A 21,730-nucleotide genomic window follows, 5' to 3' on the forward strand; every position below is an offset into this window, starting at 1 on the left:
CAGGGCGAGCGCACACTGCGCTCCCCCATGTCCCGCTCCCACAATGACGACGTCTGCGATCATTTCGAATGCCCTTCAAACCCACGCATTTTAAGGCTCTGGACCGAGCTAGTCTGGCTTCTCAGTCGGAGAAAGGCGTTCGATGACCATCGCAATGCCCTGCCCTCCGCCGATACACATTGTCATTAGGCCGTAGCGCCCACCTATGCGCTCAAGTTCATATAGAGCCTTGACCGTCAGGATTGCTCCAGTTGCGCCTACGGGATGGCCTAGCGCGATACCGGATCCGTTCGGATTCACTTTTTCGGGATCAAACCCAAGGGTTGCAGCGACCGCACACGCTTGAGCGGCAAATGCTTCATTCGATTCGATGACGTCAACCTGATCGAGACCAATCCCCGCCCTTTCAAGCGCAATCGGGACTGCCTTGATCGGGCCTATTCCCATTCGGCTGGGCTCAACTCCGGCATGTCCCCAGCCAAGTATCCGCGCCCATGGCCTCAGATTCTTCGCCTCGATCGCGGCGGGGCTTGCCAAGACAATTGCCGCCGCGCCGTCATTGATGCCAGACGCGTTACCGGCAGTAACGGTTCCTCCCTTCTGAAACACTGGCTTCAATCCGCGCATTGCGGCGATATCGGCATTCTCGCGCACGTGCTCATCAGTCGCGAAATGCCTAACCACCTTGCGGTCCGTGACTTCGATTGGGACGATCTGACTCTCGAAGCGACCCTCGCTTTGTGCCACGCGTGCTCGCCTGTGGCTTTCCACCGCCAAGGCATCTTGGTCCTCGCGAGAAATACCGTAGTCTTTAGCCACGTTCTCGGCGGTGACGCCCATATGAATGTTTTCAAACGGATCGCTGAGCACTGCAACCATGGCATCCACCATCGCAACGTCGCCCATTCTTTGGCCGAAACGAGTGGCGGCGACGTGATGGGGAGATCGCGTCATCGACTCCGTCCCCCCGCCAACCGCTATTTGACATTCTCCTAGCGCGATCATCTGAGCGGCAGAGATAATCGCCTGCAATCCGGAGCCGCACAGCCTGTTCAGTGTAAGTGCGGGAGCACCAACAGGAACGCCGGCAGCGACCGCTGCAACTCGCGCGATGTAGGCATCCTTGGGAACGCTTGGGATAACATTCCCCATAACCACGTGGCCAATGTCGTCGGGCAATAGTCCGGCCCGAGCGATAGCCTCGGCTATCACGATCGATCCAAGCCGTTCGGCCGGCACGTCCTTCAGACTGCCGCCAAAACCACCGATCGCTGTCCGAGCTCCCGATAAGATGTAGACGTCTTCCACTACCAATTTCCTTTTTGGCACCCGAGAAAGTCAGCGCGATCTGGGGGATTGCATTGATGTCCTGGCTCGCGTGGGAGCGGCGCAAATGTCCGCCGTTCCGATCGCTTGAACCCACCGCGGGGTGTCTAGGAAGAGGCGTCTTACTCAGCAATCTGGCCATCGACTTCATAGCTCGCCGGGCACATTCCCAGGATAACAATCAGGATCGCCGCAGCTGCGCCCTCCCTCCCCTCACAAAGCACCACATAGCGGCGCAGCGACACTGATGTGCCCTTTCTCGTGACGGTTAGCGCGCAAACCGTGGTTCGTCAACGTTAGTGTTGACTGAGCTTATCTGGAGGGTTACGCTTCCCTCAGTCAATGGGAAAGGACGAACTGATGCTGGCACACGAACGCAATCTATCGATTGACGCAGCCCGATCGATCCGGGGGCGTGTTGTGCATGGCGACAAGGTCGGACGAACCATCGGCTTCCCGACTGCAAACATGATACTGAACGATCAGGATAAGCCTGCGTACGGCATTTATGCTTCTAGGGTGACGTTGACGGACGGCCGCATCCTTGATGGCGCCACAAACTTCGGCGTCCGACCAACATTCTCGCCGCCGAAGGAACTGTTGGAAACGTATCTCTTCGACTTCAACGAGGATATTTACGATCAAGAGATTGATGTCGAACTCGTGCACTTCCTCCGCCCGGAAGCGAAGTTCGACGACTTACCCGAACTGATCTCGCAGATGACAAGAGATTGCGATGCAGCGCGCACTATCTTGCTCCGGATGCGTAACGACTAAATGCGGCCGCCTGGCGTCGAAAGACATTCGACGTTTGCTGCACCGCGCCAACCGTTGGAGCGCAACCACTCCTGCGCGGTGCCTGTCCACGGTTCCGATCGCTTATCCAGATACCGACCTGCTGATACGCACGCCATTTTCGAGCCGTCAATCTAGGCCTGATCGGAGCCATCGACGGCTTCGTGGATATTGCGCATGAATGCCTTCAGGCGAAGCAAACCGAAAAAGTCGAGCATCAGCGGCAATGCCCCTTGGAGCATCGTCGCCGCATTCTCCTCATTAATCCGACCGGCACTTCCCTTGAGAAAGACTTCTGCCTCACGCGCAGCAACTTCCTCGGCGGCCTGCAGATAGAACGCGATGTTCTCAGGCGGGAAGCCAGCTTCTTCCACGAAACCAAGCTCACGAATCTGGGCCCAGATTTCGACAAGCCGCGCGTCGGTCAAACTCAGGCGCGGTTCGTCTTCTCCGTCGACGAGGTCGACCATCCCCATCCGGTTGAATGCTGCAGCATCCCTCGGCGCCATCGAGTTACGCTGGGAGATCGCAGACAGGGGGACAAGACGGGTTCCGTCCAAGCCGAAACGTATTGCGAGCAGCTCCTCCAGATGCTGGTAGGTGACCGCACCCGCACCGCCATCAACGCTTCGACCGTCAAGCAGCTCCTTGATTTGATCAAGGGTCAGCCGACTGCCTTTCTGAAGCTCGCGAACAACGGTAATCGCCCTGACATGGGACTCGTCGTATTCCGCCTGATTGCGGGCAAGCCGGTTCGGCTCAGGCAACAGTCCCTTGCGTAGCAATATGCGGATGACCTCACGGTCGACGCCTGTCTTCTCCTCAAGTTCCCGCATACGCATGGCGCCGCAATAATCCCAACGATCTGTTTTGGACAAGCCGGTCGCTTGCCTCGCAAAAATTTTCGCACCGATCTTTGCGCCCTCTTGTCGGGATTGCAAGACGCGTGTATCTGACACGCATAACGCGTGCTCTTAACACGCATGGATGATGAATCATCTCACGACAGGAGAGAGAAGCTTGGCCACCAACCTCGAAGAATCGCTGCGCGCCAAGGCTTCGCGCCCCGCGAATGTCCCCGCCGATCGCGTCCACGAGATCGACATGTACGCGCTCGACGGAATCGACGAGGGCTATCACGAGGCGTGGAAGAAGGTGCACCGCCCCGGCATGCCCAATCTCATCTGGACGCCGTTCACAGGTGGGCACTGGATCGCCACGAACGGTGAGACGGTAAAGGAAGTCTACAGCGACCCATCCCGTTTCTCGAGCGAGGTGATCTTCCTGCCCAAGGAGGCGGGCGAGAAATATCAGATGGTTCCGACGCGAATGGATCCGCCGGAACATACGCCTTATCGCAAGAGCCTCGACAAGAGCCTGAACCTCGGGCGAATTCGCAAGGTGGAAGCGAAAGTCCGGGAAGTAGCGGCCGGCCTCATCGACAATTTCGCTGACAAAGGCGAATGCGACTTTGCCGCAGAGTATGCGGGCGTGTTTCCCGTTCACGTGTTCATGGCTCTGGCAGACCTTCCTCTGGAAGACGTACCGCTTCTAAGTGTATTCGCCCGTCAGATGACCCGCCCTGAAGGCAATACGCCGGAGGAGATGGCAGCGGATCTGGAAGCCGGTAACAATGGCTTCTACGCCTACGTCGACCCCATCATCCGCGCCCGTACCGGCGGCAGCGGGGAAGACCTGATCACACAGATGGTCAACACCGAGATCAACGGGAAGCCGATCGATCACGATAAAGCGCAAGGCCTCATCTCCCTGCTGCTGCTTGGCGGCCTCGACACCGTCGTGAACTTCCTCAGCTTTTTCATGATCCACTTGGCCAAGCACCCGGACGTCGTGGCTGAACTGCGCAGCGACCCCCTGGTTCTCATGCGCGGCGTCGAAGAGATGTTCCGGCGCTTTCCGGTGGTCTCGGAGGCACGGATGGTCGCCAAGGACATTGACTATGACGGTGTCACGCTGAAGCGCGGCGACATGATCCTGCTGCCTACCGCTCTGCATGGCCTGGACGAAACGCTCAACCCTGAGCCCTGGAAGCTTGACCTGAGCCGGCGCGGCATTTCCCACAGCACATTTGGTGGAGGGCCGCACAGGTGCGCGGGCATGCACCTGGCCCGCATGGAGGTCATCGTGACGCTGGAAGAATGGCTGAAACGAATTCCGGAATTCAGCCTCGCGCCGGACGCCCGCCCTACCTATCATTCGGGTATCGTGGCCGCGGTCGAGAACGTTCCGCTCGTCTGGTCCGTCGATCGCTGATCGGACAGCGACAAATCTGCACTCCAACTCACGAGGCCATCCTTGACGACCATAACCGTAATCTCGCGGGCGGGTGACCGCTGCGAGATCGAAGCTGCTCCAGGCGTCAGTGTCATGGAAGCACTGAGAGATTCCGGGATCGACGAATTGCTGGCACTTTGCGGGGGCTGCTGCTCATGCGCGACATGTCATGTCCGCGTCGGCGCCGACTTCATCGATAGGCTCCCCGCCATGTCGGACGACGAAGATGACCTTCTGGACAGTTCGGAACACCGCACGCCCGAGTCTCGCCTTTCCTGCCAGATCGTCATCAGCGACGAACTCGCCGGTCTCGTTGTCGAGATCGCCCCGGAAGACTGAGCGACCATACGAATGAAAACGAGGATTTGAAAAATGTTGGGACGCGCATCGGTACTGGTAAAGCCCAACCAGCTCGAAACCTGGGACGTCAACATCGCCGATCCGGAGCCGGGCGGCGCCTTGGTCTCCATCGTTTTGGGCGGCGTCTGCGGCAGTGATGTTCATCTTCTCACCGGGGAAGCTGGCGAGATGCCCTTCCCCATCATTCTGGGACACGAGGGCATCGGGCGCATCGAAAAACTCGGCCCCGGCGTTTCGACGGATTACGCAGGCGAGGAATTGAAGACGGGCGACCTTGTCTACTGGTCGCCAATCGCGCTTTGCCATCGCTGCTATTCGTGCAGCGTCCTCGACGAGACGCCCTGCGACAACACCCAGTTCTTCGAGGACGCCTCGAAGCCAAACTGGGGCAGCTACGCCGACTTCGCCTGGCTGCCTAACGGAATGCCGTTCTACCGGCTGCCTGACCATGCCCAACCGGAGGCGGTGGCAGCCCTCGGCTGCGCTCTTCCGACGGCGCTGCGCGGATTCGATCGATGTGGGCCCGTGCGTCTCGGCGAAACCGTGGTCGTTCAGGGCGCGGGCCCCGTTGGATTGTCCGCCGTTCTCATAGCGGCCCAGGCCGGTGCCCGGGAAATCGTCATCATCGATGGTTCGCCAGGCCGTCTTGAAGCGGCCAGGTCTCTCGGAGCAACCGTCACGATCGGCTTGGATGTCGCGGCGGACGAACGCCGCCGCATGATTTACGAACGGGTCGGGCGCAACGGACCGAACGTCGTCGTCGAAGCTGCCGGCGTACTGCCCGCATTTCCCGAGGGTGTCGATCTCACCGGAAACCACGGGCGTTATATCGTACTGGGGCTCTGGGGGGCGATCGGAACTCAGCCGATCAGCCCGCGCGATCTCACGATCAAGAACATCAACATCGGGGGCGCCACTTTCCCGAAACCGAAGCACTACTACCAGGCACTGCACTTGGCCGTCGCGCTCCAGGACCGCGTACCTCTTGGGTCGCTTGTCAGCCATCGATTCGGAGTTGCTCAGGCTGCCGAAGCCCTGCGCCTCACCAAGAGCGGAGGCGCGATAAAGGCGGTGATCGATCCAACAATCACCTGAAGGTATTCACGGGTCCAGAAGAACACCCCCGCTGCCGAGCAGCGGGGGTGTTTTTTTCTGATCCCGAACCTTAAGCCGACGCTAGCGGTTGCCGCGCATCCTCCACGTCGACGACCATCGGCAGCTTGCGAATGACCGAAAGTCCAAAGCCCTCCAACGCCGCGAGTTTACCTTCGCTCGACGACAGCAGAATCATTTCCTGAACTCCCAGATCATGAAGAATCTGCGCACCGATCCCGTAATCTCGGTAGCCATGGGTATCGGCGTAGATCTTGCGATTGCCCTTCACCCTCTCGGAGATGGACGACGGGTTGGGATCGCGAACGAATACGGCAACAGCGGGACCATCGTGATCGGCCAGCATACGAAGCGCAGTTGGAACGTAATCACGGTGCGCGGCGCGCCAGCCTAGCACGTCCGCGGTCAGATCCAGTTGGTGGACCCGCACCAATGTAGGCACGCCGTCGCGAGGTTGACCACGCACGAGCGCAACGTGCTCGCTGCCATCGAGGGTATTGCGATAGACTACGATGCGGAAATCGCCATGCCAGCTTTCGAACGGCGCCTCCACCAGGCGCTCGACCAGCTTCTCGGACCGACGCCGATACTGGATCAGATCGGCAATGGTGCCGATTTTCATATCATGCTGACGCGCAAATTCGATCAGGTCTGGAAGGCGTGCCATCGAGCCATCAGCATTCATCACCTCGCAAATGACACCTGCTGCAGAAAGCCCGGCCAGACGGGAAATATCTACCGCCGCCTCGGTATGACCCGCGCGGACCAGAACACCCCCATCCTTGGCGATCAGTGGGAAGACGTGCCCGGGTGTGACGATGTCGTCCCGCGTCTTGGTCGAATCGACGGCGACGGCGATGGTGCGAGCCCGATCGTACGCCGAGATGCCGGTTGTCACGCCCTCGCGAGCTTCTATCGAGACCGTGAACGCCGTCCCATGTCCCGATCCGTTGTTTTCAGACATGGGCTCGAGCTTCAGTTTGTTCGCCCGATCCGTCGTGAGCGCCAGGCAGATGAGCCCTCGCGCATGGATCGCCATGAAGTTAATGACCGCAGGCGTCGCAAATTGCGCCGGAATAATTACGTCACCTTCGTTCTCACGATCCGGTGCGTCGACCAGAATATAGGGACGCCCGTTGCGGGCATCCTCAATAATTGCCTCTATCGGAGAAATATCAGTCATGACCCGGTATCCTTCAACCCATTATCAATATGCGGGGGCGGCGTTTCCATTCTGACGCCGTCTGTGAAATCACGAACGTAATCCAGCGAACCGGTCCCGTGAGTCAGTCGATCGTGCGAATAGGACCAGCACATGCCCGCCATGCCCTCTGCGCTCGCCAGCGGCGTGGGCGGAGCATGATCGACGATGTGCTGCCTGCCTCGCGCCACGAAGAGGCCTCGCTGAAGCATGGTCGCTGCAAGCAGTGAAAAGTCGGCGAATGCTTCGCCTGCCCATCGCATGAATCCCGACATCAGCGGCTTACCGGCGAATTCTTCCGGCGCGACGACCCGAAAATCTGCAATCTGCCAGCGATGTATGTATGTCCCGTCTCGCCCGATCCCGATCCACACCGGAGCGTCGATCTGATCGGGGACCTCGATCTCCCAGACCGCTGAACCTTCGATGTGGGCGATTGACCAGAAAGCGAGATCGACCAGGTGCGTGCAATTGGATGTCTGAGGAAGCTTCGTCATCAGCTCGCGCATGGGCACATCCAGCCTTGCGCCGACCAGGGACTGCAGTCCGGTGACCGAGCCCGGGCACATGTTCGTCGGAGCGCGATTGAAGCCTGCTTCGAGCCCGGTTATTTGCGCATTGTCGTGCTCCAGAACCAGCCAATACGAGTGATGCGTATCATCGACCTGCGCGTGCACCGTGCGCGTGCCGGCCGCAAAGCGCAGCCGGCGACGATATGTACCAGACCCGTAAGCGGGGTTGGTCGCGAAATGGGCGAGCTGGGGAATCATGGCTTTTCGGGCCAGGCCCGACCTCCGCGGAATGCGAAGCGAATCAACTTACCCGTTGACGAACTGACCCATAGGTCTGCAAGAGAAATCTGGAGGCGCACTTTAGAAACAATGCGCGGGGAAAAAATCGGATGAGCAAGGTCAGCAACTACTCCCGCCGCCGCGAATCGGCCCAGAATGAAGGCGGCGCCGACTATGCCGCCAAGCGGGAAGAGCTTGTCCGGATCGCTGCGCGCCTGTTCAAGGAACAGGGCTATCAGGCAACCAAGCTGGCGGATATTGCACGTGAAGCAGGAATGGATCGTGCGACCGTCTACTATTACGTCGGCAGCAAGGAAGAGTTTTTCCGGGTCACGGTGGAAGGCGTCCTCGATGCGAACATCGCCGAGGCGCAGAAGCTGATCGACGATAGCTCCCTCACCTGGCTCGAACGGCTGCACGCCATCTACCTGCGCCTCATGGTCTCCTATGAGGAGAACTATCCTGCGACCTTCGTGTACATTCAGGAGCAAATGCACCAGGTCGGAGCGGACGAGACGCCCTGGGCGCAGGAGATCATGAAAAAGACCCGTGCATTCGATAAAACGCTGATCAGTCTCATTCGTGAAGCGATCGCGTCGGGCGATTTGCGTGCGAATGTGCCGCCTCGCTTGGTCGAAAACGCGCTTTTCGGCATGCTGAACTGGACGCATCGCTGGTTTACGCCTGGGGGCCCTATGACGGGCCTTGAAGTGGCAGAGGCGTTCTGGTCGATTTTCATCGACGGGATGCGCGCCGCACCGGAGCGGTGAACCGATCATAGCAGCGCGCGCAACGCGCGCTTGTCGATCTTTGTCGCGGACATGGGCCACTCAGCGGCCGACATGAAGTGGATCGCGCGCGGGACCTTGTAGCTGGCGATCCGTCCGCGGCAATGCGCGATGAGAACTTCTTCGTCTACGATCTGGCCATCGTAGAGCTCGATGAATGCGACAGGAACCTCGTCAAGGCGAGGGTCGGGCCTTCCAACAACTTCGGCAGTCTTAACCGCCGGGTGCGTGCACAGGAACGACTCGACCTCGATGGCCGCGACGTTCTCACCGCCAACCTTGAGCATATCCTTGCACCGGCCGCCGAACACCAGGCTTCCGCTGGGATGGCGTGTATAAAGATCACCTGTCCGAAGCCAGCCCTCTGAGTCCAGGGCCTCCGAGGTCTTCTCAGGCGCATCCCAATAGCGATCCATGACGTTGTAACCGCGCACGAGGATCTCACCCATATTGCCATCTGCGAGATCAATGCCGGTTTCCGGGTCGACAATTCTGATCTCGATCCCGGGCGCTGCTTTCCCGTTTGTCGTAGACCGCGACTCGCGCGTTTCGTCGGCATCGCACAGTGCGAACACGCCTGACGTCTCTGTCATTCCGCAAGCCTGGATCACCTCGGCATGCGGAAACAGATCCTGCACTCGCTCCACCAGCGTCGGTGGGGCGATCAGAAACAGATAACGCAGTTCCGCGAACTTCGCAGGATCGAAATCCGGATGGTCGATAATCCCCTGCACAATTGCAGGGAACCATGGCCATGCCAGTGTACACCCGTACTCCGCCATGAGCGCGATAGCCCGCCCAGGTTCGAAGTAGCTGTCGGCAAGAAACGTTCCAGCGACCCCGACCGAGCCGATGAACGGAGCCAGGCTCCCGATATGGAACAGCGGGCCACCTGCCCACGTGACGTTGCTGTCGCCAGCGGAAAGTCGGTAGCGTGCCCGTTCGACGGGCCCCCTGGTGACGGCCTCGTGCGGTAGCACACATCCCTTCGGATTTGCAGTCGTGCCAGATGTGTAGATGATCAAAGCCGGGTCGCGAGCACGTACGCATCGCCGCGTATGCTCTATCTCACGAGGATCAACCGCTTCGGCATGCGCGAGAAACTCCTTCCTCCCAAGCACTTCCGCCTCACCCTCACCACGCAGCAAAGCCACCTGTCGAAGATTCGGCGCGCTCTCAGGGGACGGCAGGGCCTCGCGCACCACGGAAAGAAAATCGACCGGGTCACTGTCGTGGCGACTCGTCAGAAGCACCCTCGCCCGAGCGTTGCCGATGATATAGCCGATCTCGGCCGCACGGTGCCGCGCATTCAGCGGAACCGCCACGCACCCCGCCAACATCGTCCCGAAGAATGCTTCCGCGAACTCGATGCTGTTGGGAATCAAAAGCGCCACATGATCGCCGCGTTGAACGCCAAGCCCCTGCAGGGCACGTGCGACCAGAACCGCGCCTTCGAGCAGCTGCGAATAGGAGGCTGTCGCGTTCGGCAGTGCGAGACCCAGGCGATCGGGGTGCTCTTGGGCGGCACGCAGGAGCAGGTCGCCAACAGTAGAGACCTCGGTTGTCAGAAATGCCGGCATCGTCCTCTCCATCATGCCTTTCGTAGGCTTCCAGGCCCTTATGGAAAAAACAATGGCCTCTCGTCAACACAGGAGTTGACAGCCCGCCTCTTTGTGGCCGATATCACGATCAACACCTGTATTGACAACGATCCGCGCGGCCCGCCTATCCGGCTAGCAATGCGGACAAGAAGGCTGGAGTGGGATGAAATATCACCTGATGCAAACTGGCGTCGTCGGGCGCCGGAAGGAAATCGAACAGGGCATGGCCGGGCAGCGGCCTGAACTCTACCAGCGCTTCCTCGAGGAAGTGCGCGGCTACGTTCAGCTCGCCGACGAACTGGGTTTCTACGGCTACTGTCAGCCTGAGCACCACCTCCAGATCGAGGGCTTCGAGGCGAACAACCATCCCGGCATGTTCAGCCTTTTCGTCGGCCAGAACAGCAAGCGCCTGAAGGCTGGCATCATGGGCTACACCATGACGACCCACAATCCGGTCCGCGTGGCGGAGGAGATCGCCACGCTCGATCACATGCTTCAGGGCCGTCTCTACTGTGGCTTCACCCGCGGCTACCACGCACGCTGGGTCGATGCATACGGGATCAAGGAAGGCGTCAGCGCAACCACGCCCGACAATGTTAAGGCCCGCGACGAGCAGGACGCGCGCAACCGTTCGCTGTTCGAAGAGGGCGTTCGCGTCGTCAAGAAGGCCTGGACCAACGACGTCTTCAGCCACAAGGGCGACAACTGGCAGTTCCCGCCCGAGGGCGGCTCGGCCGGTCACCCCGCCTATGCCAAGTACGGCAAGGGTCAGGATGCCGACGGCATCGTGCGCCAGATCGGCATCGCCCCGCGCTGCTACCAGGACCCGCATCCCCCGATCTATGGTGGCTTCGCGGCCTCGGGACGCACCATCGACTTCTGGGCGGAGGAAGGCGGCAAGCTCATCGTGCTGTCCGACAACCTCGACTTCTGCGAGAACCTCAATAATCGCTACATCGCGACCGCGGCCAAGAACGGGCGCGAGGTCACCAAGACCGACGCTTCGGCCTGGGGCGGCTTCCTGATGCTGACCGACGACAAGGACCGTGCACGCCAGCTCATGGAAGAGCACATGTGGTTCTGGGATGAATGGTTCATTCCCATGGGCCAGCGTCCGCCGAACGTCCTGATCGGTTCCGCAGACGAAATCGCGGACCAGATTGGCCGGGCACACGATCGGCTCGGTTTCGACGAATTGTTCCTCATGTTCGGCCAGGGCCATCTCGAGCCGGAAGCCAACCAGGAGGAACTCGAGAAGTTCATCAGCAAGGTGGCGCCGCGCTTCTCCACCAAGGCGGACGACGGCACGTTCGTCTGATCACATCAGAGAACAATTTCGAGGAGAGGTTACATGGCAATGCAGTGTGGGATCTTCATGACCCCGTACAATCCGCCGCACCGGACCGCGCGGCAGATCTTCGACTGGGCGCTCGACATCGCCCGCATCGCGGATGAGGCCGGCTACGTCGATTTCATGATCGGCGAGCACTACACTCTGGGCTGGGAAAACATTCCCATGCCCGAAGCTGTGATCGCGGCGTGCGCGCAGACCACGAAAAACATCCGGTTCGCACCGATGGCGCACCTGCTTCCCTACCATGACCCGGCAACGCTCGCGATCCGCATCGGTTGGCTCAGCCAGGTCATGGAAGGTCGCTACTTCCTGGGCGTTGCGCCGGGCGGGCACCACACCGACGCGATCCTGCACGGCTTCGAGAGCATTTCGGAACTGCCGCCGCGTCAGCTCGAAGCACTGCACCTGATGGAGCGCGTGTGGGAGGGGAAGCCCTTCCTCGAAAAGGGCAAGTATTATCAGGCCGGTTTCCCCGGTCCCGAGACGATGCCCGAGTATGACGTGATCATCGCCAACAATGGGCCATACGGCGGCCGCGACAAGCTCGAAATCGCGGTTACCGGTCTTTCGCAGAGCTCGTCGTCGATGAAGTTCGCCGGCGAGCGCGACTATTCGCCCATCTCGTTCTTCGGCGGCACACCGCAGATGAAGGCCCACTGGGACACATGGGCAGCGGCGATGGAATCGAAGGGCCACACGCCAGATCGCAAGCGCTACCGCGTCTGCCGCGACGTGTTCATCGCGGATACCGACGCGGAGGCCAAGCGGCTGTTCCTGAAGAGCGGTCTTGCCGAAACCTGGGCCAAGTATCTCAAGGAAATCTACATCAAGTTCGGTCTGTTCAACGGGATCATCGCGGACTCCGGCAAGGACGTGACGCCCGAGACAATCGACGAGGACTTCCTGGCCGAGCACGTGGTCCTGTGCGGATCGCCCGAAACGGCGATCGAGAAGCTCGAGACGCTGGCCGACAAGGTCGGCGGCTGGGGGCAGATCGTCTACAACCAGCATGACAGCCTCGACGATCCCAAGCCTTGGGAAGAGTCGCTGCGACGCCTTGCGACCGAGGTGTGCCCCAAAGTTCGCAATCCGGCGGATTGAATCCACTCGATCGGCAACCGTGCGATTAAACTCAGCCGATCGGCAACTCAAAACGGGGTGGCTTCATGGCCATCCCGTTTTTTTTCGGGAGAGAGACAATGGGCAATAGACTGGACGGTAAGGTCTGCATCGTCACCGGCGCCGGAAGCGGAATGGGCCGGGCCTGCGCGCAGGAGATGGCTGCTCAAGGCGGACGGGTCATCGTCAGCGACGTGAACGAGGAGGCAGGCCAAGCCACGACCTCGCTGATCACGAGCGCCGGACATGATGCGAAATTCTTCACATGCGATCTTCGCAATCCAGAAGCCATCAAGGCTCTGATGGACTTCGCGAGCGACACTTACGGCGGCATCGACGTGCTGCACAACAATGCTGCTGTTCACGAAACCGACCTTACATCGCACACTTCTATCGAAGACCTGCCGGACGATGTCTGGGACGTCGTTTACGAAATAAACCTCAAGGCGATCTGGCTGACGATCAAGTACGCGACACCTTACCTGAAAAAATCAACACGCGGCGCAGCGATAGTGAATGTCGCGTCTACTGGCTCGTTTGTCTCCTATCCCCAGGCCGGCGCATACTGCGCGACCAAAGGCGGCGTTTTGATGCTGACCAAGGCCGCGGCGGTGGATCTGGCCAAATACAACATTCGCTGCAACTGCTACTGCCCCGGCGCAATCGACACGCCGATGGTGCAGAAGTACTACGAGGCCGCTCCCGACAAGGACGCAATCATGTCCGTGCTGACGGGTGCCCACCTCATTCCCCGCCTCGGACGCCCCGACGAAATTGCAAAGTTGGCGTGCTTTCTCGCCTCAGAAGACAGCAGCTTCATCAACGGCGCAGCTTACGTGATCGATGGCGGCACGCTCGCGTGGCGCGGAGTAAACGCCTGATCCTTTGCGGTCGGCAGTCCTCTTGCGCCGCTTGTAGAGGTCATAGTCCGAAGGCCGGCAGCGGCACGCTCCCACGCAGCTGCCAGCCTTCGGCCAAACTGTCAGTTGCGCCGTACTTGGATCAAGTCTCCGCAAACGCGGATGCTGTACTCACTCGGTTCCATTGTGCACCGGCGCTCGGGACGCGATCGCCATTACCTCATCGAGCGCGCGACGTCCCGCCCCGAGCGCGACGGCATTCGCCAGATGCAAGCGGAACCCGGGCAAAAACCGATGCGCCGGCGTCGCATCGCAGGCCATGGCGGTCAGTTCCTTTATCTTCGCACGGACCTGACCGCTCTTCCAAGGCACTGCGCAATAATTGAAGAAAGCCTTGAACTGGTCAGTCGAAAGCAACAGCATCGACTTTAGAAAGCCAGGCAATTCGCGCTCGAAGCCGACCCAGAAAGGGTCATCCCCGACATACTTCTCCCAAAGCTGCACCTGCTCGTCAGATAGCGTCTCGTCGAATTCGAAACCTGCCGCCCGCGCACAAGCGACGACCGGCGCCGACGCCGCCATGAGCGTGTGGACGCCAAGCCCGGAAACCAGCGAGAGGATTTCCTGTACCTGCGCCGGAGTAGCCCCCGCCTCAAAGGCTCTACCGACAGCAACTTCGATCGCTGCGCGATCAAGCGATGTGACCGAAGCGCAAACCCCCAACGAGATGAGGGCGAGGTCCGATTCGCTCAGCCCTTCTCCTCGTTCGGTCGTCGCAGCGACCGCCAATTCCTGAAGCTTATCCAAAGTCACCATGCGCCGCTCCCAAGCTATTCTGCCACGCTCCATACAAAATTTCGAGCGCAGTCAACTTTACCGTTGACGAGCCAAAGCGATCTCGTCAACATTAGTGTTGAAGGCGGACAAGGAAGCCGCTTCACACGAACAAGGCTTAATGCCTGGATTGAGGGGATGAAGATGCGACTGACGAATATCTCGCTGCGTGCCGTGCTTTTGGGCGGCACCGCTTCGATGCTGGCATGCGCCGGCCCGGTCATGGCCCAAACTTCCGAAACCGATACGCCCGACACTACCGATGCGACCGCAGCTCCGGCCGCTTCAGGACGAAACTACACGCCTTCATCCAACGAGATCGTCGTCACCGCACAGAAGCGCGAGCAGAAGCTCAATGACGTCGGTCTGACCGTCAGTGCCGTTAGCGGTCAAGCGCTTCAGGAGCGCAATATCACCACCCTGTCGGACATCGCACAGGTCGTTCCGGGCCTCGTCTTCTCCACCAGCGCCTCGAACACACCTGTGTACACGCTGCGCGGCGTGGGTTTCAACGATACCACGCTCGGCTCCTACCCCGACGTCAGCGTCTACCTCGACGAAGCGCCCCTGCCCTTCCCCGTCATGACCAAGCTGACCGGCTTCGATCTCGAACGCGTGGAGGTTCTCAAGGGACCGCAGGGCACCCTTTTCGGCAACAACGCCACTGGCGGCGCCATCAACTATATCGCGGCAAAGCCGACGAAGTCCTTCGAAGCAGGTGCCACGGTCGGTTACAGCCGATTCAACACCATCGATGGGGAAGCCTACATCAGCGGGCCGGTGACAGAGACCCTGTCGGCGCGTCTGTCGGGCAAGATTACCCATGGCGACGGCTGGCAGCGCAGCTTCACGACCGGCGAAAAGACCGGCAAGACCCGCAACTATGCGGGCCGCTTCCAGGTTCTTTGGGAGCCCACCGACCGCCTTCGGGTCGCACTGAACGCCAATGGCTGGATGGAAAAGGGCGAACCGCCGGCAGTCCAGCTGATCGCGGTCCGCAATCCCGGTCCGGGCAATCCGGTCAGCGACGCTCCGATCGCGCCCAACAATGCTCGCGCGGCGGACTTCAGTTCGATCATTAACCCCTACCTCGACAACCGCCTGTGGCAGGGTATCGGCCGTGTCGACTACGACATCACCGACGATCTCACGGTGACGTCGCTGTCCTCATATAGCGACTACAAGCAGAAGATGGCCTTCGACGGCGACGGCACTGTGCAGAACAATGCCGATTTCCGGTTCTTCGGTGGCGGTATCAAGAGCTTCTCGCAGGAACTGCGCCTGGCGAACGGCGGCAGCGGCCCGTTCCGGTTCATACTTGGCCTGAACTACTCGTCGGACAAGGCGAGCGACGTTTCGGAACTCGATTACCGCGACTCGACGATCAATACCGGCACGGCACCGTTCCTCGGCGGTATCTTCCGGTCGGCCTTCCGCGCCAACCAGAACATGAAGAACTACGCGGCGTTCGGTAACGTCGAATACGACGTCGGTGACTTCACCTTCAAGGGCGGCGTGCGCTACACCGAATCCAAGCGCAAGGCGAACAGCTGCTTCTTCGGTGTCGCCGCCGAAGGTGCCAATCTTCCGTTCGCCCCGCTCTATACCTTCTTCGCAAACCTGCTCCGCAGCCAGAACGGCCTCGATCCCATCACCGTTACCCCAGAGCAGGCTCTGGGCTGCCTGACCATCAACACGACTGGCCTCCTCGGAGAAGCACCGACGTATCTGCCCGGCGAGTTCGTCGGCAAGCTCAACGAGGACAACGTCTCTTGGCGCGCCGGCATCGATTACAAGCCGCGCCCTGGCATGCTGCTCTACGCCAACGTTGCGAAAGGCTACAAGGCCGGCAGCTTCCCGTCCGTTGCAGCTTCCACCACGGAGCAGAGCCAGCCGGTGACGCAGGAATCGCTGATGTCCTACGAGGCAGGCCTGAAGGCTTCGCTGATCGATCGCACGCTTCAGGCAAATATCGCTGCGTTCTATTATGACTATCAGGATCGTCAGATCCGCTCGAAGATCGCAGATCCGAACTTCGGCCTTCTCGACGCCCTCGTCAACGTGCCCAAGTCGACCGTGAAGGGCTTCGAAGTCGAACTGACGGCTAATCCGGCTGAAGGGTTCAGTGCCTACACCAACTTCACCTACATCGACGCGACGGTGAAGCGTTACACCGGCATCAATCCGGAAACCGGTGCTGTCGGCCAGAACTTCGACGGGGCTAAGCTGCCCTACACGCCGAAATACCAGATCGCGACGGGCCTGAGCTACGAGTTCCCGGTCAGCGACTCGCTTTCGGCTTTCGCAGGCGCAGATCTGACGTTCCGTAGCGATACGAGGGCCTTCATTGGCGCTTCGGACCTCTACAAGATCAGGGACTACACCCTGCTCGATCTTCGTGCGGGCATTCGCGATCCGAACGATGCCTGGTCGCTCCAGGTCTGGGGCAAGAATGTCACCAACCAGTACTACTGGGACAACGTCGCATTCTTCTTCGACACCGTTACCCGCTGGCCCGCCCGTCCGGCCACGTACGGAGCGACCTTCAGCTACAAGTTCCGCTGATAGAACTCTCCCGACTGGCGCCGGCCTTCCGGCCGGCGCCATCTTTTCCCCTCTTACGCGTTGACAGGTCGGCATAGCGACGGCACGGTCAACGCACATGTTGACTGGAAACAAAGATATGACCGAAGCAAACCTGAGTGAAATGCGCGCCATCGAACGCATGATGTTCGATTACTCCTACCACCTCGACATGAACCATCCGGACGAACTGGCCGCCCTGTTCGTCGACGACTGCGAAGTCAGCTATGCTCCGAACTTCGGGGCAACCGGGATGGAGGCCTACAAGAAGACACTTGAAGGCATCGGCACGTTCTTCCGCGGCACTTCGCACCACAACTCGAACATCTGCATCGACTTCGTCAGCGAGACCGAGGCCAACGTTCGTTCGGTCGTTCTTGCGATCCATCGCTACACCAAGGAGCGTCCCGACGGGATTCTTTACGGCCAGTACTTCGATACCGTCGTGAAGGTGGATGGTCAGTGGAAGTTCAAGCGCCGCGAACTGCGCACCACCCTTACAACCGACTACCACGTGCGCGCCGGCAACCCCATCGGCCGAGCAGAATGACGCAGGACGCCGCTGCCCCTGAAATCCTGATCGAGCACTCCGGCCCGATCAGCTGGATAGTGCTCAACCGGCCCGCACAGGCGAACGCTTTGTCGGGTAGCATGCTGAACAGTTTCTCAGCGGCGCTGGAAGAGCTCAAGGAGAGCGGCGGCCCCGTTATCGGCATCCGCGCCAACGGCAAGGGTTTCTGCGCCGGAATGGACCTGGGTCAATATGGCGGAGCTGCGGCCATGGATCCCGTCGCCGACGCCAAGCGCCTCAACGCGAACGTCGCGCGCTGGCTTGCGATCTGGGATCATCCCAAACCGGTCATAGCTGCCGTCCACGGATACTGCGCCGGTGTCGCCGCGCAGATGTGCATCTTCGCCGATCTGACCATCGTCGCCGATGACATCCGGATCAGCGAACCGGGAGTGCCGATCGGCGGGGGGTTCATTGCACCGACCTGGGTGGCACAGGTCGGCGCCAAGCGCGCCAAGGAATTCGCTTTCCTCCCGGGCAACAGCATCGACGGCCCGACCGCCGTCGAATGGGGCTGGGCCAACCACTGCGTGCCGGCCGAGCGACTGATTGCCGCGACTGAAGCAATGGCCGCACGTATCGCCCTCGTTCCGGCAGACGTACTTCAGGTCAAGAAACTCTCGATCAATCGCGCTGCGGAGGCCGCAGGTTTCCGGGTCGCCACCTCGGGAATAGCCGAGATGGACTCGCTGCTTCACCTCGCACCGTCGGTTCTGGCGATCCGCGAGCGGATGGCGAGCGAGGGCCTCAAGCCGGTCCTCGATGCCTATCGCGGCCCGTCATCCACCGCACTCATTAACAGCTTCAAGGAGTAGGCCCGTGGCCGACGTAGAATTCACCGTAGAGGGCCATGTCGCCCAAGTCCGCCTCAACCGCCCTCAGGGCCTCAATGCGATCACGCAGGAGATGGACGATCTTCTTCTTGCGGCATGGACCGAGATCAACGCCAATCCCGACATCTGGGCGGTCATCCTTTCGGCTGAAGGCGAAAAGGGCTTCTGCATCGGCGCTGACGTATCCGGTGGAGCCGAGCGCAAGTCCCGCATGGCGCTCGGCGGCGGGCTGACCGGCATCGGCGGCCCCCTCGTCACCTGCAAGAAGCCTATGGTGGCTGCCGTTCAGGGCTTCTGCGTCGGGGGCGGGTTCGAGCTGGCGATGTGCGCGGACATCATCGTCGCCGCCGACACCGCCCAGTTCGGTCTGCCGGAGACCAAAGTCGGCATCATCGGCGAATGCGGTGTCGTCCACCGGGCGATCCGGCAGCTTCCATACCACATCGCCATGCAGCTCATCCTCACCGGCGAGCGCATCAAGGCCGCCGAGGCGCGTCATTACGGCCTGGTCAATGAAGTCGTCCCTTACGACCAGCTTGCCGACGCGGCAGCAGCCTGGGCGGCCAAGCTCAATGCCGCTTCGCCGCTCGCGGTGCAGGCAGCCAAGGCCGCTGCACTCGGACGTCTCGGCCACCCGCTGGAGGTCGCGCTGATGACCCGCTTCGAGCCGATCGAGGAGTACGCGGCCACCGAGGACAAGAAGGAAGGTGAGCGCGCCGCCGGCGAACGCCGCAAGCCGGTTTGGACCGGGCGGTGACCATGAAGCTCGATCCGGTGATCGATGGCGCGGTCTATCGCCGCGTTCTGGGGCACTATCCGACAGGCGTCTGCGTCGTCACGGCAACGCTGCCCGACGGCTCGCGCGCCGGAATGGTCGTCGGTTCGTTCACCTCGGTCTCGCTCTCTCCGCCGCTGGTGGGATTTTTCCCCGACATCTCGTCCAGCAGCTGGCCACAGATCGAAAGCGCCGGGAAATTCTGCGTCAACATCCTGGCGAGCGACCAGAAAGACCTGTGTCGCCGTTTCTCCGCGAAGGGAGAGGACAAGTTCGCCGGGCTGAGTCACCAGGTATCCGCCAACGGTTCACCGGTCCTCGACGGCGTCGTCGCCTGGATCGACTGTACGTTGGACAAGGTGCACGAAGCCGGCGATCACTACATCGTACTGGGGCTCGTGCAGGAACTGGATGTCGTCCGGCCCGAACAGCCCCTGCTGTTCTTCCGCGGCGGATACGGCAGCTTCGCCCCCCTGCTCGATGCGATCGAAGGCCAGTGAACGAACGATAACGCGCGAGGAAATGGAGATGGACTTGGAAGCACGTATCAAGCGGCTCGAAGATCGGGCGGAACTGAACGATCTCGTGGTCGGATATTTTCTGGCGGCCGACGGCGACGACCTCGAGGGCGTCGGGAACAGCTTCACCGACACTGCTACCTTCAGTTCATCGGGCGTCCTCGCAGGCGAAGGTCGCGGTGCGATCGTCGATTTCATCAAGGCGTCTCGCGAACAGATGGGATTGACGATCCATACGCCGCACTACGCACAGCTGGCGTTCGAGGGCCCCGACAAGGCGAGGGGGCTCGTCGGGGCCCACCTGGAACTCGTTCTGGGCGGAACGGCGGTGTATGGCGCGGTTCGCTATGTCGATGAGTACCGCCGGGTTGGCGACGAATGGCGCATCCATAGCCGCGACATGCGAACGATCCATATCGCCCCGTGGCAGCAGGTCGGCGAAGCGTTCGAGTCCGACACCCCCGTGCGTTGGCCCGGCGCCAGCGGCGCTGCGTCGGACTATCCCCGCCGTTGAGCTGAACGTGGCCGGCGAGGCAATCAGGAGAATTCGATGTCGCAGTCGCAAATCGATGGCAACGTTGAGATCGTCCTGGTCCACGGCCTGTTCATAGGGCCATGGGCATGGACCCGCGTGCGGGAAATTCTATCGTCCCGCTTTACGGTTCATGCCCCCCAGCTCCCGTTTGCTTCGCTGGAAACCGACGCCGCTTTGGTGCGCGAACTGGTCGCTTCGTTGAACTCCCAAGGACGTACCATCCTGCTGGTCGGCCACAGCTATGGCGGCATGGTCATCTCGCAGGCCGGTCATGATGCAGCCCACTTGTGCTATCTCGGCGCGCTCCTTCCGGAGCCGGGTCAGACTGCGGCGGATGTATCGGGAATATGCGTGAGCGCGACCTGCGCCGAAGCGATGGTTTCTTCGGATGACGGCAAGTGGATTTCACTCGACAGCGAGAAATCCGTCGCTGCCCTCTACCACCTCTGCTTACCGACAGACGTGGCGTTTGCCAGTGCCCGGCACCGTCCTGCCCCGGCCGCCATCTTCGCCGAAACCGTTCAACGTCCGGCATGGCTCGACCGCCCAGCGACCTATATCGTGTGCGACGGCGATCAGGCAGTGGCTCCGGCTTACCAGCGAGCCTGCGGACAGCGACTGGGGTCGATGCTCAACGTTTCCGGCGACCATTCCGCGTTCTTCTCCGCCGACATGGAAGTCGCAACTGCCATCGCAGGGCTGGCATCGGCGTTGACCGTTCCAGATTGATCGAGCCATGAACACCCGCTAAAGCCGAATAATTAACCGGACAATAATGTCCGGATTTCGGCAATTGGAGGGGCGTGTGCGCAAGGATGCGAAAGAACGGCGCGAACGGATTGTCACCGCGGCAGCGCGTGTTTTCGCCAGAAACGGATATGCCGTCGCGCTTGATGCGATAGCCGTCGAGGCTGGCGTCGGACGTGCGACCCTCTATCGGAACTTCGCGGACCGATGCCAGCTCGCACTCGCGGTGCTGGACCGGCATATCGAGGACGTCGCGGCAGCAGCCCACAACATGAACGATCGGCCTGACGCGTTTCTGGCGATGCTGCGCACAATGTGTGAAGGGCGCACCGATCACGGCGCATTGGCCGCTGCGATCGCCGCGCAGCACGGCGAAACCGGTCGCCACGCCATCGCCATCCTGCGAGCGAAGATGGAAGGTGTGTGTGCGGTCCCGGTTGCACGGGCCCAACGCGCTGGCCTGCTGCGGCCCGATTTCGAGCTCAGCGAAATCCATCGTCTTACCCTCATGCTGGCGGCCGGTGCCGCCGAGTGGGACCGCTCGGATGAAAGCCGGGAATTCGACCGTGCGCTGAAGATCCTGCTTGAGGGCATTGCGCCTCGCTTGGACAGCGACAAAGAAAGCGACCTTATCAACATTCCCGTTGACGAATCGCAAATTAAGCGGTCAGATGTGTCCACTTCATAGCAGTGCGGCACTTCAAGCCGCATGCTGGAATTCAGCGATAGCG

General features: G+C 60.7%; 21 protein-coding genes and 1 pseudogene. 16 read left to right on the forward strand and 6 right to left on the reverse strand.

Annotation, left to right across the window (positions count from 1 at the left end):
• Window positions 1-108: 108 nt before the first annotated feature.
• On the reverse strand, window positions 109-1,308 hold the full coding sequence (gene bktB, locus PKE80_RS20045; RefSeq protein ID WP_271184041.1) for a beta-ketothiolase BktB: 1,200 nt from the start codon (window positions 1,306-1,308) through the stop codon (window positions 109-111).
• Window positions 1,309-1,728: 420 nt separating this feature from the next.
• Here bktB and PKE80_RS20050 point away from each other — a divergent pair.
• Window positions 1,729-2,103, forward strand: a pseudogene (locus PKE80_RS20050) (riboflavin kinase); the annotation flags it as partial.
• A 152-nt stretch (window positions 2,104-2,255) separates the two neighbouring features.
• Here the strand turns inward: PKE80_RS20050 and PKE80_RS20055 are convergent.
• Window positions 2,256-2,999 (reverse strand): MerR family transcriptional regulator, encoded by a 744-nt coding sequence (locus PKE80_RS20055; RefSeq protein WP_271184042.1) that lies wholly within the window; start codon window positions 2,997-2,999, stop codon window positions 2,256-2,258.
• A gap of 142 nt (window positions 3,000-3,141) precedes the next feature.
• Here PKE80_RS20055 and PKE80_RS20060 point away from each other — a divergent pair, with 142 nt between their 5' ends.
• Genes PKE80_RS20060 through PKE80_RS20070 form a run of 3 tightly spaced genes read left to right on the forward strand, consistent with a single transcriptional unit; the run spans window position 3,142 to window position 5,871 of the window.
• Window positions 3,142-4,395 carry a cytochrome P450 gene (locus PKE80_RS20060; RefSeq protein WP_271184043.1) on the forward strand — a complete coding sequence of 418 codons (1,254 nt, stop codon included), beginning with the start codon at window positions 3,142-3,144 and terminating at the stop codon, window positions 4,393-4,395.
• A gap of 42 nt (window positions 4,396-4,437) precedes the next feature.
• Window positions 4,438-4,755 (forward strand): 2Fe-2S iron-sulfur cluster-binding protein, encoded by a 318-nt coding sequence (locus tag PKE80_RS20065; RefSeq protein WP_271184044.1) that lies wholly within the window; start codon window positions 4,438-4,440, stop codon window positions 4,753-4,755.
• Window positions 4,756-4,788: 33 nt separating this feature from the next.
• Window positions 4,789-5,871, forward strand: a complete 1,083-nt coding sequence (locus PKE80_RS20070) for a zinc-binding dehydrogenase (protein ID WP_271184045.1) — start codon at window positions 4,789-4,791, stop codon at window positions 5,869-5,871.
• Between the two features lie 70 nt (window positions 5,872-5,941).
• On the opposite strand, the gene ribB is transcribed toward PKE80_RS20070, so the two are convergent.
• Window positions 5,942-7,072, reverse strand: coding sequence for a 3,4-dihydroxy-2-butanone-4-phosphate synthase (gene ribB / locus PKE80_RS20075; RefSeq protein ID WP_271184046.1), 1,131 nt, complete (start codon window positions 7,070-7,072; stop codon window positions 5,942-5,944).
• On the reverse strand, window positions 7,069-7,860 hold the full coding sequence (locus PKE80_RS20080) for a DUF2889 domain-containing protein (RefSeq protein ID WP_271184047.1): 792 nt from the start codon (window positions 7,858-7,860) through the stop codon (window positions 7,069-7,071). Before PKE80_RS20080 ends, ribB begins: the two co-directional genes overlap by 4 nt.
• 131 nt (window positions 7,861-7,991) lie before the next feature.
• On the opposite strand from PKE80_RS20080, the gene PKE80_RS20085 reads away from it, so the two are divergent.
• The gene (locus PKE80_RS20085; protein ID WP_271184048.1) at window positions 7,992-8,651 is read left to right on the forward strand and encodes a TetR/AcrR family transcriptional regulator; all 660 of its coding nucleotides are present in this window, start codon (window positions 7,992-7,994) and stop codon (window positions 8,649-8,651) included.
• Between the two features lie 5 nt (window positions 8,652-8,656).
• Here the strand turns inward: PKE80_RS20085 and PKE80_RS20090 are convergent, their stop codons facing one another.
• A complete protein-coding gene (locus PKE80_RS20090; protein ID WP_271184049.1) occupies window positions 8,657-10,249 on the reverse strand; it encodes a class I adenylate-forming enzyme family protein in 1,593 nt (530 codons plus the stop codon).
• A gap of 184 nt (window positions 10,250-10,433) precedes the next feature.
• Between PKE80_RS20090 and PKE80_RS20095 the strand changes: the two genes are divergently transcribed.
• The 3 genes from PKE80_RS20095 to PKE80_RS20105 all read left to right on the forward strand — a co-directional run bounded on the left by PKE80_RS20095 (window position 10,434) and on the right by PKE80_RS20105 (window position 13,624).
• Window positions 10,434-11,588 (forward strand): LLM class flavin-dependent oxidoreductase, encoded by a 1,155-nt coding sequence (locus tag PKE80_RS20095; RefSeq protein ID WP_271184050.1) that lies wholly within the window; start codon window positions 10,434-10,436, stop codon window positions 11,586-11,588.
• Between the two features lie 33 nt (window positions 11,589-11,621).
• Complete coding sequence (locus tag PKE80_RS20100) at window positions 11,622-12,725, forward strand: LLM class flavin-dependent oxidoreductase (RefSeq protein WP_271184051.1); 1,104 nt, start codon at window positions 11,622-11,624, stop codon at window positions 12,723-12,725.
• Window positions 12,726-12,823: 98 nt separating this feature from the next.
• Window positions 12,824-13,624 (forward strand): SDR family NAD(P)-dependent oxidoreductase, encoded by an 801-nt coding sequence (locus PKE80_RS20105; RefSeq protein ID WP_271184052.1) that lies wholly within the window; start codon window positions 12,824-12,826, stop codon window positions 13,622-13,624.
• A gap of 150 nt (window positions 13,625-13,774) precedes the next feature.
• Here the strand turns inward: PKE80_RS20105 and PKE80_RS20110 are convergent, their stop codons facing one another.
• Window positions 13,775-14,419 (reverse strand): carboxymuconolactone decarboxylase family protein, encoded by a 645-nt coding sequence (locus tag PKE80_RS20110; RefSeq protein WP_271184053.1) that lies wholly within the window; start codon window positions 14,417-14,419, stop codon window positions 13,775-13,777.
• 162 nt (window positions 14,420-14,581) lie between these two features.
• On the opposite strand from PKE80_RS20110, the gene PKE80_RS20115 reads away from it, so the two are divergent.
• The 8 genes from PKE80_RS20115 to PKE80_RS20150 all read left to right on the forward strand — a co-directional run bounded on the left by PKE80_RS20115 (window position 14,582) and on the right by PKE80_RS20150 (window position 21,687).
• Complete coding sequence (locus PKE80_RS20115) at window positions 14,582-17,002, forward strand: TonB-dependent receptor (protein ID WP_271184054.1); 2,421 nt, start codon at window positions 14,582-14,584, stop codon at window positions 17,000-17,002.
• A gap of 118 nt (window positions 17,003-17,120) precedes the next feature.
• Window positions 17,121-17,570: a nuclear transport factor 2 family protein gene (locus PKE80_RS20120; RefSeq protein ID WP_271184055.1), complete on the forward strand. Its 450-nt coding sequence runs from the start codon at window positions 17,121-17,123 to the stop codon at window positions 17,568-17,570.
• The gene (locus tag PKE80_RS20125) at window positions 17,567-18,406 is read left to right on the forward strand and encodes an enoyl-CoA hydratase-related protein (RefSeq protein WP_271184056.1); all 840 of its coding nucleotides are present in this window, start codon (window positions 17,567-17,569) and stop codon (window positions 18,404-18,406) included. The genes PKE80_RS20120 and PKE80_RS20125 overlap by 4 nt, the downstream gene beginning before the upstream one ends.
• A 4-nt stretch (window positions 18,407-18,410) precedes the next feature.
• Window positions 18,411-19,181, forward strand: a complete 771-nt coding sequence (locus PKE80_RS20130; protein WP_271184057.1) for an enoyl-CoA hydratase/isomerase family protein — start codon at window positions 18,411-18,413, stop codon at window positions 19,179-19,181.
• Window positions 19,182-19,183: 2 nt separating this feature from the next.
• Window positions 19,184-19,699: a flavin reductase family protein gene (locus PKE80_RS20135; RefSeq protein WP_271184058.1), complete on the forward strand. Its 516-nt coding sequence runs from the start codon at window positions 19,184-19,186 to the stop codon at window positions 19,697-19,699.
• Between the two features lie 28 nt (window positions 19,700-19,727).
• Window positions 19,728-20,231: a nuclear transport factor 2 family protein gene (locus PKE80_RS20140; RefSeq protein ID WP_271184059.1), complete on the forward strand. Its 504-nt coding sequence runs from the start codon at window positions 19,728-19,730 to the stop codon at window positions 20,229-20,231.
• Between the two features lie 36 nt (window positions 20,232-20,267).
• Window positions 20,268-20,981 carry an alpha/beta hydrolase gene (locus tag PKE80_RS20145; protein ID WP_271184060.1) on the forward strand — a complete coding sequence of 238 codons (714 nt, stop codon included), beginning with the start codon at window positions 20,268-20,270 and terminating at the stop codon, window positions 20,979-20,981.
• Between the two features lie 76 nt (window positions 20,982-21,057).
• Window positions 21,058-21,687, forward strand: a complete 630-nt coding sequence (locus tag PKE80_RS20150) for a TetR/AcrR family transcriptional regulator (RefSeq protein WP_271184061.1) — start codon at window positions 21,058-21,060, stop codon at window positions 21,685-21,687.
• Window positions 21,688-21,730: the final 43 nt, after the last annotated feature.

Source organism: Novosphingobium resinovorum, from assembly GCF_027922145.1.
GTDB classification, from domain to species: Bacteria; Pseudomonadota; Alphaproteobacteria; order Sphingomonadales; family Sphingomonadaceae; genus Novosphingobium; species Novosphingobium resinovorum.